This window comes from Dermatobacter hominis (genome assembly GCF_020715685.1).
GTDB lineage: Bacteria > Actinomycetota > Acidimicrobiia > Acidimicrobiales > Microtrichaceae > Dermatobacter > Dermatobacter hominis.
In genome coordinates this window covers 693,234-711,368 of the sequence record NZ_CP085840.1, presented here as the reverse complement: position 1 = coordinate 711,368, position 18,135 = coordinate 693,234, and the positions used below count along the sequence as shown (strand labels likewise).

General features: G+C 74.5%; 12 protein-coding genes. 6 read left to right on the top strand and 6 right to left on the bottom strand.

Annotated elements, in window-relative coordinates; translation table 11 throughout:
* Positions 1–21: 21 nt before the first annotated feature.
* Together LH044_RS03340 and LH044_RS03335 are read right to left on the bottom strand one after the other, a co-directional pair.
* Positions 22–948: a haloalkane dehalogenase gene (locus tag LH044_RS03340; RefSeq protein WP_227758384.1), complete on the bottom strand. Its 927-nt coding sequence runs from the start codon at positions 946–948 to the stop codon at positions 22–24.
* 76 nt (positions 949–1,024) lie between these two features.
* The gene (locus LH044_RS03335; RefSeq protein ID WP_227758383.1) at positions 1,025–3,283 is read right to left on the bottom strand and encodes an arylsulfatase; all 2,259 of its coding nucleotides are present in this window, start codon (positions 3,281–3,283) and stop codon (positions 1,025–1,027) included.
* Between the two features lie 110 nt (positions 3,284–3,393).
* Here LH044_RS03335 and LH044_RS03330 point away from each other — a divergent pair, with 110 nt between their 5' ends.
* Complete coding sequence (locus tag LH044_RS03330; protein WP_227758382.1) at positions 3,394–4,023, top strand: TetR/AcrR family transcriptional regulator; 630 nt, start codon at positions 3,394–3,396, stop codon at positions 4,021–4,023.
* A 66-nt stretch (positions 4,024–4,089) separates the two neighbouring features.
* Here LH044_RS03330 and LH044_RS03325 read toward each other — a convergent pair whose 3' ends face one another.
* Together LH044_RS03325 and LH044_RS03320 are read right to left on the bottom strand one after the other, a co-directional pair.
* Positions 4,090–5,499: an FAD-binding oxidoreductase gene (locus LH044_RS03325; RefSeq protein ID WP_227758381.1), complete on the bottom strand. Its 1,410-nt coding sequence runs from the start codon at positions 5,497–5,499 to the stop codon at positions 4,090–4,092.
* A gap of 92 nt (positions 5,500–5,591) precedes the next feature.
* Positions 5,592–7,253, bottom strand: coding sequence for a glycerol-3-phosphate dehydrogenase/oxidase (locus LH044_RS03320; protein WP_227758380.1), 1,662 nt, complete (start codon positions 7,251–7,253; stop codon positions 5,592–5,594).
* Between the two features lie 50 nt (positions 7,254–7,303).
* Between LH044_RS03320 and LH044_RS03315 the strand changes: the two genes are divergently transcribed.
* Positions 7,304–8,308 (top strand): LysR family transcriptional regulator, encoded by a 1,005-nt coding sequence (locus tag LH044_RS03315; protein ID WP_227758379.1) that lies wholly within the window; start codon positions 7,304–7,306, stop codon positions 8,306–8,308.
* A gap of 152 nt (positions 8,309–8,460) precedes the next feature.
* Entirely contained in the window at positions 8,461–9,804 is a 1,344-nt protein-coding gene (locus LH044_RS03310) for an amidohydrolase family protein (protein ID WP_227758378.1), read from the top strand.
* Positions 9,805–9,931: 127 nt separating this feature from the next.
* Here the strand turns inward: LH044_RS03310 and cydD are convergent, their stop codons facing one another.
* Positions 9,932–13,498, bottom strand: a complete 3,567-nt coding sequence (gene cydD, locus LH044_RS03305) for a thiol reductant ABC exporter subunit CydD (protein WP_227758377.1) — start codon at positions 13,496–13,498, stop codon at positions 9,932–9,934.
* A gap of 106 nt (positions 13,499–13,604) precedes the next feature.
* On the bottom strand, positions 13,605–15,260 hold the full coding sequence (locus LH044_RS03300; RefSeq protein WP_227758376.1) for an acyl-CoA dehydrogenase family protein: 1,656 nt from the start codon (positions 15,258–15,260) through the stop codon (positions 13,605–13,607).
* Positions 15,261–15,453: 193 nt separating this feature from the next.
* Between LH044_RS03300 and LH044_RS03295 the strand changes: the two genes are divergently transcribed.
* The 3 genes from LH044_RS03295 to LH044_RS03285 all read left to right on the top strand — a co-directional run bounded on the left by LH044_RS03295 (position 15,454) and on the right by LH044_RS03285 (position 17,987).
* Entirely contained in the window at positions 15,454–15,660 is a 207-nt protein-coding gene (locus tag LH044_RS03295; RefSeq protein ID WP_227758375.1) for a hypothetical protein, read from the top strand.
* 217 nt (positions 15,661–15,877) lie between these two features.
* On the top strand, positions 15,878–17,014 hold the full coding sequence (locus tag LH044_RS03290; protein WP_227758374.1) for a ferritin-like domain-containing protein: 1,137 nt from the start codon (positions 15,878–15,880) through the stop codon (positions 17,012–17,014).
* A gap of 16 nt (positions 17,015–17,030) precedes the next feature.
* On the top strand, positions 17,031–17,987 hold the full coding sequence (locus tag LH044_RS03285; protein ID WP_227758373.1) for a ferredoxin reductase domain-containing protein: 957 nt from the start codon (positions 17,031–17,033) through the stop codon (positions 17,985–17,987).
* The last annotated feature ends 148 nt before the right edge of the window (positions 17,988–18,135 follow it).

Genomic DNA, 18,135 nt, shown 5'->3' with positions numbered 1-18,135 from the left:
CCCGCGATCAGGCGCGGGCCGTCAGCGCGTGGCGCGGATGAAGACGTCGATCACGGCCGCGAGCTCGGGGCCCTTGTCCTCCTGGAGGAAGTGGCCGCCGCCCTCGATCGTCGTGTGCGGCTGGCCCGCGGCGCCGGGGATCCGCTCGCGGAACGGCTTGTCGCCGCCCTTGGTGATCGGGTCCCGGTCGCTGAACGTGCACAGCACCGGACGGTCGAACCGCTCGAGCACCTTCCAGGCCTCGACGTTGGCCAGCCCGCCCGGGTCGTCGGGCGTCGTGGGGACGAGCGTGGGGAAGATGCGGGCCCCGGCGAGGTACGTGTCGTCGGGGAACGGGGCGTCATAGGCGGCGACGACCTCGGGCGGCAGGTCGGTGGCGGTCCCGCCGTCGATGATGGCGCCGACGGGGAACACCTCGGTCTCCTGCGAGAAGCGCTGCCAGTTCAGGAAGGCCTCGGTGACCCGGCCGGTCCCCTCGGGCAGGCCGGTGTTGCCGACGACCAGCCGGGCGAACCGCTCGGGGTGCGCGGCGACGACGCGCAGCCCGACCAGGCCGCCCCAGTCCTGGCCGAAGAAGGTGACGTCGCGCAGGTCGAGCTGGCGGACCAGCAGGTCCTCCATCCAGGCGACGTGCCGCGCGTAGGTGTAGCTGCCCTTGTCGGTCGGCTTGTCGCTGCGACCGAAGCCGACCAGGTCCGGGGCGACGACCCGGTGGCCCCGCTCGACGAGGACCGGGATCACGTGCCGGTACAGGAACGACCACGACGGCTCGCCGTGCATCAGCAGCACCGGTGCGGCGTCGGCCGGTCCCTCGTCGAGGTAGGCGACCCGCAGCGTGGCGCCGTCGGCGTCGGCCGGGTCGAAGGTCGGGACCTCGGCGTAGCGCGGCTCGAACGGGAAGTCGGGAAGGTCGGCGAAGCGCTCGTCGGGTGTGCGGACGGTCTCCATGGTGCGGTCTCCTCGGGGTGTCGCGGGCGTGGTGGCGGTGGTGGTGGGTCGGTGGGTCCGTCAGTCGGTCGGTCGGCTACTGGCGGGACAGGGCCTCGGCGGCCTCGGCGGACTCGACGTCGGGGTACCGACCCGGGCTGACCTGGATGGCCAGCTCGTGCAGCGTCCCCGTGAACGGGAACGGTCCGGTGTAGCGCTGCGAGACGGCGGAGCCGTGGTCGCGGCCGATGCTCGCGCCGACGGAGCTCATGATGCGCATGAGCAGCGGCAGGTCGGCGGAGCCCGCGGGTGCGCCGTCCACCTCGAGGGCCACCGTCCCGGTGCTGCCCTCGCCGCGGCGCACCCGTAGCGTGAGCATGCTGTCGCCGACGGGCACCTCGACGTCGGACACGACGACCGTGTGGTCGTCGAACGCGTTGTAGTCGAGCACCCAGCGGCCGTCCTGCACGAAGACCGACAGTCCCGAGTTCTCGGTGCCGGTCGCGAACAGGACGCCGCCGTCGTCCGGGCCGCGCGTGATGCGGGCGACGAGGTCGAAGTCGCGGCCGCCGATCGACGCCCCCGCCTGGGCCGGCATCGGCCACGGCGACGGCCGGTAGGTGTAGCGCCGGCTCTCGGGGTGCGGCGACCGGGGGCGGAAGCGGGTCCCGAACAGCTCGATCAGGCGGTCGTCGAGCGGTGGCACCTGGTTGACCTCGGCCTCGGCCCACCACAGCTCGACGAGCTCCGCGAGCAGCTCGGGCCGCTCATCGGCGAGGTCGTGGCACTCGGACGGGTCGTCGACGAGGTCGTAGAGCTCCCAGCGCTCGGCGTCGAAGTCGGCGCCCTTGTCGTGCTTGCACACCGCCTTGTGCCGTTCGCGGACGATCGCCCTGCTGCCGGCCATCTCGAAGTACTGCACGGTGTTCGTGGCGGCGGCGTCGGCGTCGTGCAGGACCGACGCGAAGGACCGCCCGGTGACCGGTCGCTGCTCGACCCCGCGGTAGGTCGAGGGCGGGGTCACGCCGACGAGGTCGTACACGGTCGGCGCGACGTCGGACGCGTGCGCGAACTGGTGGCGCACCGTGCCGGCCTGGTCGCCGAGGCCCGCCGGCCAGCGGACGATCAGCGGCACGTGGACGCCGCCCTCGTGCGTGTTCTGCTTGTACCAGCGGAACGGGGCGTTGCCGCACTGCGCCCACCCCCACGGGTAGTTCGTGTGGCTGTGCGGGCCGCCGATGTCGTCGAGCCGGGCGATCGCCTCGTCGGGCGTCTCCAGGATCCCGTTGAAGAACTTCATCTCGTGCATCACGCCGTACGGGCCGCCCTCCTGGCTGGCGCCGTTGTCGGCCATCAGCAGGACGATCGTGTTGTCGAGCCGGCCGAGGTCCCGCAGCCCGTCGAGCAGACGGCCGATCTGGTCGTCGGTGTGGTCGAGGAACGCCGCGAACGCCTCCTGGAGCCGGGCGGCCAGCCGTCGCTCGGTCTCGGGGAGGTCGTCCCACGCCGCCACGCCGGGGTTGCGCGGCGCCAGCGTGGTGTGGGCGGGCACCACCCCCAGCTCCTTCTGCCGCTCGAACCACCGGGCCCGCACGACGTCCCAGCCCTCGTCGTAGCGGCCCCGGTACTTGGCGAGGTGCTCGGCCGGCGCCTGGTGCGGCGCGTGGGTGGCGCCGAGGGCGAACCACGTGAAGATCGGGCGGTCGGGACGCACGTTGGTGCTGGCGGTGATCATCTCGAGCGCCCGGTCGACCAGGTCCTCGGTCAGGTGGTAGCCGTCCTCGGGGCCGGCCGGCGGCTCGATGTGGTGGTTGTCCACCGTGAGCGAGGGGTGGAACTGGTCGGTCTCGCCGTCGAGGAAGCCGTAGAAGCGGTCGAACCCCCGCCCGAGCGGCCACTGGTCGAACGGGCCGGCCGCCGAGCACTCCTCCATCGGGGCCAGGTGCCACTTGCCGACGGCGAAGGTCGCGTAGCCCTCGTCGGACAGCACCTCGGCCATCGTCGCGGTGTGCGTCGACACGTGGCCGAGCATGTGGGGGAAGCCGGTCCGGAAGTTCGACAGGCCGCGCATGCCGGCGGCGTGGTGGCTGCGCCCGGTGAGCAGCGCCGCTCTGGTCGGGGAGCACAGCGGCGTCACGTGGAAGTTGGTGAACTGCACGCCGTCGGCCGCGAGGGCGTCGATGTGGGGCGTGTCGATGTCGGAGCCGAAGCAGCCGAGCTGGGCGAAGCCGGTGTCGTCGAGGAGGATCACCAGCACGTCGGGTGCGTCCGGACCGGGGTCGGGGGGCGGGTCGAACCACGGGGTCGACTCGGCGAGCGTCCGCCCGATCGTCCCCTCGAACCGTTCCGTGCGCATCGGACCCCCTGGTCGTGGCCTCCGCGCCCGGGTGGCGGCGCCCGCTCCGTCCCGACGTCGACCGGTCGAGGTTCGGGACGGAGCGGTGGAGGTGCCCTAATGTGAGAGCCATGCTCTCAGAACACTCGGGTGCAGTCCAGCGCCCCCAGGGTGCCGAGGAGGCGGTCGACGGTCGCTCGGCCCGGCGCTCGCGCGGGCGCGCCGCGGCGATCGACGCGGTGCTCGAGCTGTTCGACCTCGGCGAGCTGCGGCCGTCGGCCGACGTCGTCGTCGAGCGGGCCGGCATCTCGACGGCGTCGCTGTTCCGCTACTTCCGCGGGCTCGACGAGCTCTACCGCGCCGCGTTCGAGGAGCAGGTCGCCCGGGCGCAGCTGCTGGCACGGATCGACGCGCCCGAGGACCTGCCGCTCGACGAGCGCGTCGCCCGCTTCCTCGCCGGGCGCATCGACGTCTACGAGTCGGTCGCCGGCGTGGGGCGCATGGCCCGGGCCCGGGCGGTCGACCACGACGACGTCGCCGTCGCGCTCGACCTCGCGCGCGGCCGCTGGCTCGTGCAGGTGCGGCAGGTGTTCGCGCCCGAGCTGGCCGGGCGCACCCGCGCCGAGGCGCGGTCGCTGGCCGCCGCCGTCGACGCCGTCGCCAGCTTCGAGGCGTGGGACCTGCTGGTCGGCGCCAGGGGCACGCCCCGCCGCGCCGTGGAGGCGCACTGGACGACCGCGCTCACCGCCCTCCTCGCCTGATGCCCGCCCTCCTCGCCTGACGCCCGCTCTGTGATGCTGGATACGTCGATCCCGACGTACCTGGCATCACAGAACCGGCGGGGGGATGAGGTTGCCGGGGTTCATGATCCCGGCCGGGTCGACCGCCGACTTCAGCGTGCGGAGCAGCTCGACGCCACCCGCCCCGAGGTCGTGGTGCAGGTACGGCACGCGCAGCCGGCCCGAGCCGTGGTGGTGGGCGATGCCGCCGCCGTTGGCCGCGGTCGCCTCCATCGTCCGGTGCCAGCACTCGAAGTACCGGGCCTCCATGTCCTGGGGCTCGGCGAGCACCGCGAACGAGAAGTAGAGGTTGATGCCGGAGCGGTAGACGTGGGAGCTGTGGGCCGACGCGTTGACGATGCCCTCGACCTCGTTCAGCGACGCCACCACCGCGTCGTACGCGCCGATGATGCGCGACCACGGCGCCGAGATCTCGATGGTGTCCACCACCGCGCCGCGCTCGAAGAAGTCCGACCAGGTCGGCACGTGGTTGCGCTTGCCGAGCCACTCCTCGGTCAGCGCGCCCGTCGTGGCGACGAGTCCCGCCTCGGTGGCGATGCGCGTGACGTCGTCGACCTCGGCGTCGACCCGGGCCGCCGGGCCCTCGTGCAGCATGAGCAGCGCGCCGGCGTCGCCCGAGACGTGGTCGGGGAAGTTGCGGGCCACCTCGGCGCCGTCGTAGAGGCGCATGACCGGCGGTCGCCAGTCGGCCTGGACGATCCGGCGCTGGGCCTCGACGCCCGTGGCCATGTCGGGGGAGTGGAAGGCGGTGAAGCGGCGGGCGGCCGCTGCCCGCCGCAGCGAGAACGTGACGCCGGTGATGACGCCCATGGTCCCCTCGGCGCCCATCACGACGTGGCGCAGGTCGGGGCCGGCGGCGGCGCGCGGGGCCTTGCCGAGGTGGACCAGCTCGCCGTCGGGCAGGACCGCCTCGATCGAGTACACGATGTCCTCGATGTTCCCGTAGGCGGTCGAGAACTGGCCCGACGCCCGCGTCGAGACCCAGCCGCCGACGCTGCTGACGGCGATCGACTGGGGCCAGTGGCCGATCGTCAGGCCGCGGGCGGCGACCTCCTCCTCGGCCTCCATGCCGTTCTTGCCGGCGTCGAAGGTGGCGAGCAGGTCGTGCTCGTCGATCTCGCGGGTGCGGTCCATCGTCGACAGGTCGAGCAGGACCACGTCGTCGGTGGGCAGCACGCCACCGCACACGCCGGAGCCCAACCCGTAGGGGACGACGGCGACGCCGTTCGACGAGGCGAACCGCAGCAGCTCCTGCACCTGCTCGGTGCCCCGGGGCTGCACGACGCAGCCGGGCTGGCCCATCGGCTCCCCGCGCCACTCCCGCAGGTGGGCCGCCGCCCAGTAGTCGTGGCGGCGCCCGGCGAGCAGCTCGGGATCGGTGCGGACCACCTCGGGCCCGAGCAGGTCGCGGAGCGTGTCGATGGTGGCGTCGAGCATGTGGGTTCCTGTCTGCGTCGGTTCGGCGGGGTGGTGGGGGAGCGCCCCGGGCGGTGCGCCCCGGGCGGTGCGTCCTGGCGGTGCAGCCCCGGTCAGGCGGGCTGCGGCTCGGCCACGCCGGGCCGGAGGCACCGGAGCGAGTCGGCGTGGATGCGCCGGCACGACGCGACCTCGTCGGCCTGCCGCTCCGGCGACCACCCGAGCAGCGCGCCCATGGTGGCACCGGCGCGGTCGAGGTCGGGTCCGATCGGGTCGAGCGTGAACCACGCCCGTGCGCCCCGGCGGATCCAGTGGTCCTCGAGCCGCAACGCGCCCTCGTGCAGCACGGCGTGGCGGACCTCGGCGTCGACGTCGCCGCCGTCGGCCGCGATCAGCTCGGCCTCGGAGCCCCAGAGCTCCACGAGCCGCCGGGCCCGGTCGCCGTCGCCGTCGAGGGCGACGGTCAGCTCGGCGACGAGGTCCTCGACCTCGACGTCGCCGCCGACGAGCGCCACGTCGGCCGTGCGGCACCGGGTGGCGCCCGTGCCGAGCTCGGCGACCAGATCGTCGACGATCCGCTCGGCCATCGTCCGGTAGGCGGTGAGCTTGCCGCCCGCCACCGAGACGACCCCGGCAGGGCCCATCCAGGTCTCGTCCTTGCGCGACAGCTCCGAGGGTGCGGCGCCGTCGTCGGTGCCGCCCTCGGGGGCGATCAGCGGACGGACGCCGGCCCACATGCTGACCACGTCGTCGGCGGTGAGCCGCAGACCGTCGAAGGTGCGCTCCATCGCGTCGAAGAGGTAGTCGACGTCGGCGCCGTCGATGCGGGGCCACTCGTCGGGGTCCGCGTAGAACGTGTCGGTCGTGCCGAGGTACGTGACGGGGCCGGAGCGGACGGCGAACACCGGGCGCTTGTCGTGCCCGAGCGTGATGACCGTGTCGCGGACCGGCAGGCGCTCGTGGGGGACGACCACGTGGATGCCCTTCGTCAGCGCCAGGCGGCCCGGCGCTCCGGGCTCCTCGAGGGCCCGCACGGCGTCGACCCACGGACCGGCCGCGTTGACCACCATGCGCGTGCGGGCGACCCCTCGGAGGTCCTCGCCGGGCAGGGCGCCCTCGACCTCGACGCCGTTCGCCCGGCCGTTGGAGCCGACGAGGATCCGCGTCGCGGGGGCGTGGGTCAGGACGGTGGCGCCGGCTGCGACCGCGGAGCGGACGTTGGCGAGCGTGAGGCGGGCGTCGTTGGTGAGGAACTCGGGGTACACGACGCCCGAGGGGAACGTGTCGCGTGCGAGGGTGGGCTCGAGGTCGAGCAGCTCGCCGCCGTCGAGCGTGCGGTGCCGCTCGGCCCGGGGCACCTTGCCGAGGCGCTCGAACGCGACGAGCCCGGCGCGGACGGTCGCGGTGGACCGGCGGCTGCCGGGCATGACGAAGGGGGAGATGCGGGTCAGGTGCGGGGCGATCAACCGCAGCACCTGGCGCTCGGTCGCCGCCTCCCGGACGAGCCCGACGTCGCCGTGGGCCAGGTAGCGCAGCCCGCCGTGGATCATCTTCGAGCTCCGGCTCGACGTCCCCGACGCGACGTCGCGGCCCTCGACCAGCGCGACCCGCAGGCCCCGGAGGGCGGCGTCGCGCGCCACGCCGGCGCCCGTGATGCCCGCCCCGATGACCACGACGTCGAACTCGCGCTCGGCGAGGCGGGCGAAGGCGGCGGGCCGGTCGCGCAGGTCGAGCGATCCGGTGACCGCCGTGGGGGAGGGGACGTGGGTGGCCATCCGCGCCGACGGTATGCTCATGGAACCGCATGCTGAATTGCATTGCGTGCATGACAGCGCTCACGGCCGTCGTGGGGCCATCCGTGTGGGGAGACGCCGTGCAGCTGCGCCAGCTCGAGCACTTCGAGGCCGTCTACCGGCTCCGCAGCTTCACCCGGGCCGCCCAGGAGCAGTACCTCAGCCAGTCGGCGCTCAGCCGCAGCATCCAGTCGCTCGAGGACGAGCTCGGCCAGCCCCTGTTCGACCGCTCCCGCCACGCGGTCGAGCCGACCGATGCCGCCGAGGCGCTGATCGCCCACGCCGTCGATGCGCTGGCGTCGTCCCGGGAGCTCGTCGAGACGGCCCGGTTGCTGCGCGACGGCGAGGGCGGCGTCGTGGCCGTCGGCACCGGCCCGTACCCGGCCCAACCCCTCATGACCAGGGTCGTGCGCTCGCTGTCGGCGGACCGGCCCGGGCTGCAGGTCACGGTGGCCGGCGGCGCGGCGTCGGACCTGCTCGGCGCGCTGGTGCGCCGGGAGCTCGACTTCGTCGTCTGCGACACCAGCAAGGCCGAGGGCTCCCCGGTCGCGTCGGAGATCGAGGTCGTCGAGCTCCCGTCCGAGCCGCTGGCCGCGGTCGTCGGGCTCCGCCACCCGCTCGTCGGGACGGACCCGACACCGTCCCAGGTGGCCCGCCACCCGTTCGTCCTGCCCCCGCCGGCGCCGATCGGCCGGCGCGTCCTGGCCCGGTCGATCGAGCCGGGCTCGGGCCCGGCCCGGATGCCGTTCTACGAGGTCGAGTCGACCGCCGCCTGCCTCGAGGTCGTGCAGGACCAGCGGAGCGTGACGCTGGTCCCGGTCTCGCTGGCCCGCCAGGAGTGTCCGGCCCGCGGCCTGGCGTTCCGCATCGCCGGGCGCGGCCAGGCCACCCACGACGGCGTGCACGTGCTGCGGGCCCGGACGATGAGCGCCTCGGCGCGGATCGCACGCGACGTCGTGCTGGCCGAGGCGGCCGCCATCGCAGCCGACACCCGGGAGTGGCGCCGCTCCGCCGGCGACACCTGGCAGCTGCCCTGACCTCGCTCGTCGCCCCCTTCGCCGCGTCGCCCGCTCTGTTCCACCTTTTCGACGCTGCAACGTCGAAAGAGTGGAACAGAGCAGGCGGCGGGGGCGGCGTCGGAGCGGTGGGAGACTCCGTGCCGACAACCGAGCGGGCCGGAGGAGCGCAGATGAGCGAGCTGGCGATCCGCGGGGCGACGATCCTGACCGTCGCCCCGGGCCTGACGACGAGCGAGGCCACCGTCGAGGGCGACGTGGTGGTGGACGGCGGGCGGATCGTGGCCATCGGGCCGGGCGAGGGCTCGGACGCCGAGGAGCAGATCGACGCCCGCGGCTGCATCGTGGTCCCGGGCTTCGTGCAGGCCCACGTGCACCTGTGCCAGACGCTGTTCCGCGGCCTCGCGGACGACCAGGACGTCATCGACTGGCTGCGCGAGCGCGTGTGGCCGCTGGAGCGGGGACACGACGCAGCGTCGATGCGGGCGAGCTGCGAGCTCGGGATCGCGGAGCTGCTGCTCGGCGGGACGACGTCGGTCCTGTCGATGGAGTCGATCGCCCACACGTCGGAGTCGTACGCGGCGGCCGAGCGCATGGGCCTCCGGGCCACGATCGGCAAGGCGCTGATGGACCGGTGGGAGCCCGGGACCGAGATGGTCGGCGAGTCCACCGACGACGCGTGGGACGACCAGGTCGCGCTGATGGAGCGCTGGCACGGCGCCGGCGACGGTCGCGTGCGGGTGGCGCTGTCGCCCCGGGGCCCGCGCAACGCGACCCCGGAGATGTGGCGGCGCTGCGTCGAGCTGGCCGACCGCGCCGACCTCCGCCTCCACACCCACGTCGACGAGAACCACGACCAGGCCGAGCGCTTCGCCGCCACCGACGAAGGTCGCGACGTGGTGGCCCTCGAGTCGTGGGGCGCGCTCGGCGAGCGGCTGGTGATGGCGCACTGCGTCTGGCTGGACGACCAGGAGCGCGAGCTCGTCCGTCGGCGCCGGCCGCACGTCTGCCACTGCCCGTCGGCGAACCTGAAGCTGGCCTCGGGGATCGCCCCGATCCCGGAGCTCCTGGCCGACGGCGTCAACGTGGCCCTCGGCGCCGACGGTGCGGCGTGCAACAACCGGCTGGACCAGTTCGAGGAGATGCGGCTCGCCGCGCTCGTGCACAAGCCCCGGTGCGGTCCCCGGTCGATGCCGGCGGGCACCGTGCTCGAGATGGCGACGATGGGCGGGGCCCGGGCGCTCGGCCTGCAGGACGAGGTGGGCTCGATCGAGGTCGGCAAGCTGGCCGACCTCGTGGTCGTCGACCCGTCGGGCCCGCACGTGCGCCCGGTGCCGGGCACGGCGCCCGAGGTGCGCCTCGTCTACGGCGCCCGGGCCGGTGACGTCCGTGATGTGTTCGTCGCCGGGCGGCCCGTCGTCCGCGACCGGCACCTGATGACCGCCGACCTCGCCGCTGTCGTGGCCGAGGCGGACGCCCAGCGCACCGCCCTCCTCGGGCGCGTCCCCCTCACCTGACCGCCTGACCGCCTGACCGGCAGCACGCCACCCACCCGCCCGTGCGGCCGTTCTGTTCCCGAGGGCTGGGGTGTTCGCCCCAGCCCTCGGGAACAGAACGACGGGGGTGAGGGGTGAGTGAGGCGGGTCAGCGGGACGTGGGGGCGGGGTCGAGCCGCGACAGGTCGATCGTCGACCAGTCGACGGTCGGGCCGTCGCCCACCGTGCCGGTGCCGTGGCCGAGCACCAGGACCGTGCGGTCGCCGAGGGCGTCGAGCAGGTCGGCCATCACGGCGCGGGCGGTGGCGGCGTCGAGGTGCGCGGTGGGCTCGTCGAGCACGACCACGCGGTGATCCGCGAGCAGCACCCGCGCCAGCGCGAGGCGCTGGCGCTGGCCGCCGCTCATGGCCGAACCGTCCCGCCCGACCAGGGTCGACAGCCCGTCGGGCAGGCCGATCGCCCAGTCCGACAGGCGGACGGCGTCGAGCGCCGCCCACAGCTCGTCGTCGTCGGCGTGCGGCGCGGCGATGTGGAGGTTCTCGCGCAGCGAGGTGGCGGCCAGCCACGGCGACTGCTGGCACCACGTCACGACGCGGCGCACGTGGTCGCCGCCCTCCAGCGCGGTGTCCACGCCACCGAGCCGGTACGTCCCGTCCTGCACCTCGATGAAGCGCACGAGCGCCGCCGCGACCGTCGACTTGCCCGAGCCGCTCGGTCCGTCGATGCGCGCGTGCTCGCCGGGCGAGAGGCGGAGGTCGAGCCCGGTCACCACCTCGGCCGTGGCCCGTGGCCAGCGCAGCGCCACGTCGTCGAGCGCGACCACCGGATCGGCCGGCACGGCGACCGGTGACGCAGGCTCGACCACCGGGTCGGGGGCCTCGAGCACGGCGCGGAGCCGGCGGGCGGCGGTGTGGACGGCGGCCTGCTGCTCGCCGGCCGCCAGCAGGGGCGTCAGCACCTCGAGCAGGGCGAACGGCACGAGCACGAGGACGCCGAGGACCGGGCCGTCGACGACGCCGCCGGCGGCGCGGTCGACGACCACCACGGCGGCGGCGAGCAGGGGAGCGGTGGCGGCGGCGACGCCCTCGACCAGGCCGACCCGCCGGCCGCGGCGCCGCTGCTCGATCCCGAGCCGGGCGACCGCGCCCGAGATGCGGGCGGTCCAGTCGCCGGCGGCGCCGGTCGTCGTCAGCTCGTCGACGTGCTCGACCAGCTCGAGCGTGCCGCCGGCCAGGTCCGACCGCGCCGCAGCCTGCCGGGCGGCGGTCCGCGCGGTCAGGAGGCGCGTGACGGCGGGCAGCCCGATGCCCACGACCGCCACCGCGACGGCGTAGACGGCGCCGTAGCCGGGGGCGGCGAGCGCGGCGCCGGCCACGACGCCCACGCCGACGGTGAGCCCGGCGACCATCGGGCCCATGACCCGCAGCTCCTCGTCGGCGAGCCGGTCGACGTCGTCGACGACGCGTGACATGACGTCGCCGCGCGCCATGCCGGGCACGCCGGCCGGCGCGACCTGGCCCAGCCGCCCGACCACCGCGCCCCGCACGTCGGCGAGCAGGCGGAACACCGCGTCGTGGGAGACCAGCCGTTCGACGTAGCGCAGGACGCCCTTGCCCAGGCCGAAGGCCCGGACGGCGACCGCCGCCACTGCGAGGTCGGCGAACGACGGGCCCTGCGACGCCCGCACGATCAGCCAGGCCGCCGTGGCGGCCAGCCCGACGGTGCACAACTCGGCCGCCACGCCGAGGGCGCGGGCGAGCAGGAGCCGGGCCCGGACCGGCCGGGCCATCCGGCGGAACCAGGCGAGATCGCCGCCCCCCGCCCCGACGCCCTCGGCCGGCTCGTCGCCGAGGTCGGCGTCGAGGTCGGCGTCGTCGCTCGAGGTGCCGGTCGAGGTGCCGATCGGCGCCGCCCCCGCGCCTCGCCGAGGAGCGGCCGGGTCGGCGTCGGCGTGGCTCGATGGTGCGGCGGCGAAGCCGTCCGCGGAGCTGGGGAGGTCGTCCAGCAGCACGACCTGGTCCGCGGCCTCGATCAGGCGGCTGTCGTGGGTGGCGACGACGACCGCGGTGCCGGCGTCGGCGACCGACCGCAGGGCGGCCAGCACGAGGTCCGCTCGTCGTGGATCGAGGTGCGAGGTCGGCTCGTCGGCCAGGAGGAGCCGCACGCCGCCGGCATCGCGTCGAGCGGTGGCCACCACCGCCCTGGCCACCGCGACCCGCTGGCGCTCGCCGCCCGACAGTTCCTGGGGAGCGCGGTCGGCGAGCGGCGACAGGTCGAGCGCCGCCAGCGCCCGGTCCACCTCCACCCGGTCCGGGCCCCGATCGCGCTCGCCGTCGCCGTCGTCGGGCCGGCCGCCGACCGCGGCCCGCACGTCGGCGCCGACGGGCTCGGGCAGCTGCGGCACCCACGCGATCGCCGCGGTCCGCGCCCGTCGCGAGAGCCGGGTGACGTCGATCCCCTCGAGCTCCACGGCCCCCCGGTGCAGCGGGACACGACCGCGGACGGCGTCGAGCAGCGTGGACTTGCCGGCCCCGCTCGCGCCGACCAGCGCGACGACGGTGCCGGCGGCGACGGTGGCGTCGACCGGACCGACGCGCCGGCCCCGCTCGGGGTCGACCACTGTGGCGCCACCGATCCGCAGGACGGGACGCTCGTCGTCCACCGCGGGGAGGGCGTCGACCGGACCGTCGGGCGTGGTCGACGTGCGGAGCAGGTCCTTGAGCTCCTCGGCGGCGTCGGTCCCGGCCTGCGCGGCGTGGAAGGCGGCGCCCACCCGCCGGATCGGCAGCGAGCACTCCGGGGCGAGCAGCAGCACGATGAGCGCGGTCTCGAGCGTGACCGCACCGATCGTCAGCCGGTACCCGACCGTGACGGCGACGAGCGCGACCGACAGCATCGCCAGCAGCTCCATCGTCGCCGCCGAGAGGAACGCCACCTTGAGCGTGCGCATCACGGCCAGCCGGTACTGCTCGGCGACGGCCCGCACGCGCCCGACCTGCGCCTCGGCCCGGCCGAACAGGCGCAGCGTCGGCAGGCCGACCAGCACGTCGTGGAAGTGCCCGGCCAGCCGCTGGAGGGTGGCCCACTGCCGGTTGGCACGGTCCTCGGCCAGCTTCCCGATCAGCACCATGAACACGGGGATGAGGGGGATCGCCACGAGCAGGATCACCGCCGAGGCGACGTCGGCCAGCAGGATGCGCGCCCCGGCCGCCAGCGGCACCACCCCCGCGAGGCACAGGGCCGGCACGTAGTTGCGGATCCACGGGTCGAGCGCGTCGACGCCGTCGGTGACCAGCGTGGTGACCCGGGCCGGGGTGGCCTCGGCGGCGCCCGGCTCGTCCACCGCGAGGGCGTGGCGCACCACCCGGTCGGTGATCGCCCGGCGCGCCCCGGCGGCGGCGATCGAGGCCGACACCTCGGTGCCCCACCGGAGCCCGAGCCGCACCAGGGCGATGGCGGCGAGCGCGGCGGCGAGCGGGGCGGCGGCGCTGAGGTCGCCGTCGATCAGGTGGGGCAGCTGGCGCCCGATGACCTCGGCCTGGGCCAGGACGACGACCGTGGCCACGACCGCCAACCCGGCGCACACCACGAGGTGGCGGCGCAGCGACGGGGCGAGCTGGAGCAGCGCCGGATCGATCGGGCCGCGCCGGGGACGTCGGGGGTCCGCGTCGAGCGGATCGCCGCCGTCGACGACGGGTCGGACCGGTTCGGGCACGCGGCGATGGTAGGGCGCCCGGGCCCCGGGGCCGCAGCCGGCGCCATCCACCGAACTGGCTGTCGTTCTCCCGGTCCTGGCCGGCAGAACGACAGCCAGAACGGGTTCAGGTCGTCGGGCGGTGGCGGTCGACGATCGCGGCGAGGTCGAGCCCCGGGGGCAGCGTGCCGAACGCCCGGTGGCCCGGGCGGTCGGGGTCGAGCCGTGAGGCGCAGAACGCGTCGGCGACGAACCCGGGGGAGTGGCGCACGAGCAGGGACCCCTGCAGGACCAGCGCCATGTCCTCGACGATCGACCGGGCCCGCAGCTCGGCGTCGTCGACGTCGGCCAGCTCCTTGCGCAGCGCGACCGCGGCGGCGTCGAGGCGGGCGTCCGCGCCGGCGGCGAGCTCGACCTCGTCCCAGTACGCGTCGACGGACTCGGGCGCCTTGAGCATCGCCCGCAGCACGTCGAGGCACATGACGTTGCCGGAGCCCTCCCAGATCCCGTTGACCGGGCTCTGGCGGAGGAGCCGCGGCATGTCGGTCTCCTCGACGAAGCCCACGCCGCCGAGGCACTCCATGGCCTCGACCGCGTGCACGGTCGCCCGCTTGCAGGTCCAGTACTTGACGACCGGCGTGGCCAGCCGGGCGAAGAGCTGCTCCGCCGGATCGTCGGGGGCGTCGAACGTGGCCGCGAGCCGGATGGCGGCCGCGGTCGCGGCCTCGGACTCGAGGGCGAGGTCGGCGAGCACGTTCGCCATGAGCGGCTGCTCGTCGAGCGTCCGGCCGAACGCGGCGCGGTGGTGGGTGTGCCAGGTCGCCTGGGCGACGCCCTGGCGCAAGACCGCGGTCGACCCGAGCGTGCAGTCGAGACGGGTGTGGTTGACCATCTCGATGATCGTGCGGACGCCGCGGCCCTCCTCGCCGACCATCAGGGCCCACGTGTCGAGCATCTCGATCTCGGACGACGCGTTGGAGCGGTCGCCGAGCTTGTCCTTGAGCCGCTGGATCCGGATCGGGTTGCGCGAGCCGTCGGGCCGCCAGCGCGGCATCCAGAAGCAGCTCAGGCCGCCGGGGGCGTTGGCGAGGACGAGGAACCCGTCCGACATCGGCGCCGAGCAGAACCACTTGTGGCCGGTGAGCAGGTGCTCGCCGCCGGGTCCGCCCGCGCCGACCGGTCGGGCGACCGTCGTGTTGGCCCGGACGTCGGAGCCGCCCTGCTTCTCGGTCATCGCCATGCCGACGGTGATGCCGGCCTTGGTGTCGACGGGGCGGTTGGCGCCGTCGTAGGCGTGCGACACCAGCTGCGGGAGGAGACGATCGGCCAGGTCGGGCTGGTGCCGCAGCGCCGGCACCGCCGAGTAGGTCATCGAGATGGGGCACGTGTGGCCGGCGTCGACCTGGTACCAGGTGACCATGCCCGCGGCCCGGGTGACGTGGGGTGCGGGACGGTCGTCGGCCCACGGTGACGCGTGGAGCCCGGCGCCGACCGACGCCGCCATCAGGTCGTGGTACGCGGGGTGGTAGTCCACGACGTCGAGCCGGTTGCCGTACCGGTCGTGGGTCCGCAGGACCGGCACGTGCGCGTTGGCCTGCCGGCCCCGCTCCTGCCACTCGGGCTCGCCGGCACGCCGACCGATGGCCGACAGGTCCGCCCGGTTGGCGGCGCCGCCGTGGCGTTCGACCGCCTCGACGAGGGCTGTGTTCGTCGCGAACACGTCGTGGCCCTCGAGCGGGGGCGGCTGGTTGGTGACCTCGTGGGTGTCGAACCAGCTCGTCATGGCCCGAGCCTACGACCGGCCGGGCCGCTGCCCGCGGCCGGACCGGCCGGGTCCCGCCACGGTCCACGCGCCGGTGGCGCCGGCCCGGTTCGCGCCCGACGACTGATCGTCGTCGGGCCCCGGGATCGCGTGTACCGTTTCCTGAACCACGTTCGGCCGTGGGGGCCGGGCGACCCAGCAAGGGGGCGATGACATGGACGTGATGGACGTGGACACGGAGACCACCGAGGTGGCCGACGCACGTGAGCTGACGACGGCGGCGCGCCGTCGCCGGGCGGTCCGCCGGAACGTGGCCCTGGGCGGCCTCGTCGGCGGCGCTGCGATCTTCAGCAGCGGCTGCACCCTCAGCGACGTCTCGACGATCCTGTCGATCCTGCGACTCCTCGGCATCGGCGCCTGAGCGTCGCCACCATCGGAGGTCGACACGGCCACCCGACCGACCTCCCCCGGGAGGCGGTCCGGGTGGCCGTGTCGCGTCCGGGCCGCGGCCGCCGCACCTGAGCCCCGTTCGTGCCGCACCGTCCGGTCCCGGGCCCGCTGTGGCAGGCTGGAGGCGTCGCGACCCGCTCGGCGCCGGACCGGCCGGCGGTGCAGGTCGCGCGACGAAGGGGGTTCCCATGTCCACCGATGAGCAGATCCTCGGCCGTCACGACGTCGACGACCTCGAAGCGATCCTCACCACGGTCAACACCGATGTGGACGAGGCGATCCACGCGGTCCGCGACAACGCGGACGCCATCTTCACGTGGGACTACGAGAAGGGCGCCCGCCCGGCGCTCAACAAGCTCTACGAGAAGGCCAAGCACTCCCAGTGGAACGGCCAGACCGACCTCGACTGGTCCCAGGACGTCGACCAGCAGCAGTTCGCCGAGATGATGGCGGACATGCAGCAGATGGAGTTCCAGACCCGCGGGGTGGACTTCACCGGCACGCCGTTCGAGAAGTGGGACCGCGCCGAGTGGGTCGAGCTGGCCCACCAGGTGCAGAACTGGTCGCTGAGCCAGTTCATGCACGGCGAGCAGGGCGCGCTGCTCTGCACCGCCAAGATCGTCGAGACCGTGCCGTGGATCGACGCCAAGTACTACGCCGCCACGCAGGTGATGGACGAGGCCCGCCACGTGGAGGTCTTCGCCCAGTACCTCGACACCAAGCTCGACGGTCACTACCCGATCAACGCCCACCTGAAGCTGCTGCTCGACGACATCATCGAGGACAGCCGCTGGGACATGACCTACCTGGGCATGCAGATCATGGTCGAGGGCCTGGCGCTCGCCGCGTTCGGCATGGCGATGCAGACGACGCCCGACCCGCTGCTCAAGCAGCTGCTCCGCTACGTGATGAGCGACGAGGCCCGCCACGTGGCCTTCGGCGTGCTGTCGCTGCAGGAGTTCTACGCGGGGCTGACCGACGCCGAGCTGCTGGAGCGCCAGGAGTTCGCGTTCGAGGCCGCCGTCCGCATGCGGGACCGCTTCCTCCAGCAGGAGGTCTGGGACCGGATGGGCATCGACGTCCGCAAGGCGCTGAAGCTCTTCGACGTCCCCGAGGAGGTCAAGAACCAGGACCCGTTCCAGCAGCTCCTGTTCTCCAAGATCGTCCCGAACTGCAAGAAGCTGGGCCTGCTCGACGCCAACGACGGCTGGCTCCGCAAGCGGTTCGACGTGCTCGGCGTGACCCAGTTCGAGGACTGGGCCGACACCGGCGAGGAGTACCTGGAGATGGACGCGGTCGCGCAGGACCGCGCCGCCGCCTCGTAGGCGCAGCGGGGCCAGGGTGGTCGACCCGGCGGGCGTGGGGCTCTACGAGCGCAGGCTCCGGCGGGCCGCGCTCGACCGGGTCGGCGGCGGGCCGCCGTCCACGCTCGCGGATCCCGGCGCGACCGGGGCCGACCAGGCCTCGCTCGAGGCCGTGTTCGCCCATGTCGCCCACCGGCGCGCCCGGCGGTCCCGCGCCGGCGGCGCGGATCGTCGAGCCGGGGCGCTCGCCGCGACCGTCGAGACGGGCACGGGGCCGTCGGCACCCGAGCGGTCGGCCGCACCAGAGCGGTCCGCCGGCGATGGCACGGGGTGGCGGCTGCTCGAGGTCGAAGAGGTCGGTCCCACGCTCCGGCTGCTGCGCGTCGAGCGACCGCCGGGGTTCGAGTTCGTCGCCGGTCAGTACGTGAAGGCCGGCGTCGGGGGCGTCGGCCGGTCCAGCTTCTCGATCGCGTCCGCGCCGCACGACCCGTTCCTCGAGCTGTGCGTGGGCCTGCAGCCCGGCGGCAAGGTCAGCCCGGCGCTGTTCCGCCTGGTCCCCGGCGACGCGGTCGACCTCGTGCCGCGGGCCAAGGGCCGCTTCGTGCTGCAGCCGGCGGCCGACACCCACCTGATGGTCGCGACGAGCACGGGGATCGGTCCGCTGCGGTCGATGCTGCGCGACTCGCTGCACCGTGGCCTCCCCGGCCGCTTCGTCGTGCTGCACGGCGCCAGCACCCCCGACCGGTTGCCGTACCGGGCCGAGCTGGGGTCGCTGGCCTCGGCGGACCGCCGGGTCGAGTACCGCTCGACGATCAGCGGCAGCACCGGTCGCGTCAGCGCCGGTCGCGTCGACCCGCTGGCCGAGCAGGTCGCCGGCGACCTCGACCCGGCCTCGACGGTGGCGTACGTCTGCGGCCACCCCGGGATGGTCGACTCGGTGCGGGCCACCCTGTCGCGCGCCGGCTTCGAGGTCCGCTCCGAGAAGTTCGACTGACCGCTCGCCTGCCGTCACGGCCGGCGGGCCCGCTTCGTTCCCGGATCCTGTGGTGAACACCCCAGGATCCGGGAACAGAGCCGGCGGGGCGGGCGAACAGAGCGGTGGGGCAGGGGAACAGAGCCGGCGGGGCGGGGGAGCGGACGGC

What these genes read in the sequence shown, in the direction of transcription:
- LH044_RS03300 (WP_227758376.1), bottom strand. Translation starts at nt 15,260, where the DNA reads ATGACGAGCTGGTTCGACACCCACGAGGTCACCAACCAGCCGCCCCCG.
- LH044_RS03310 (WP_227758378.1), top strand. Translation starts at nt 8,461, where the DNA reads ATGAGCGAGCTGGCGATCCGCGGGGCGACGATCCTGACCGTCGCCCCG.
- LH044_RS03290 (WP_227758374.1), top strand. Translation starts at nt 15,878, where the DNA reads ATGTCCACCGATGAGCAGATCCTCGGCCGTCACGACGTCGACGACCTC.
- LH044_RS03315 (WP_227758379.1), top strand. Translation starts at nt 7,304, where the DNA reads ATGACAGCGCTCACGGCCGTCGTGGGGCCATCCGTGTGGGGAGACGCC.
- LH044_RS03335 (WP_227758383.1), bottom strand. Translation starts at nt 3,283, where the DNA reads ATGCGCACGGAACGGTTCGAGGGGACGATCGGGCGGACGCTCGCCGAG.
- LH044_RS03320 (WP_227758380.1), bottom strand. Translation starts at nt 7,253, where the DNA reads ATGGCCACCCACGTCCCCTCCCCCACGGCGGTCACCGGATCGCTCGAC.
- LH044_RS03325 (WP_227758381.1), bottom strand. Translation starts at nt 5,499, where the DNA reads ATGCTCGACGCCACCATCGACACGCTCCGCGACCTGCTCGGGCCCGAG.
- LH044_RS03295 (WP_227758375.1), top strand. Translation starts at nt 15,454, where the DNA reads ATGGACGTGATGGACGTGGACACGGAGACCACCGAGGTGGCCGACGCA.
- LH044_RS03340 (WP_227758384.1), bottom strand. Translation starts at nt 948, where the DNA reads ATGGAGACCGTCCGCACACCCGACGAGCGCTTCGCCGACCTTCCCGAC.
- LH044_RS03330 (WP_227758382.1), top strand. Translation starts at nt 3,394, where the DNA reads ATGCTCTCAGAACACTCGGGTGCAGTCCAGCGCCCCCAGGGTGCCGAG.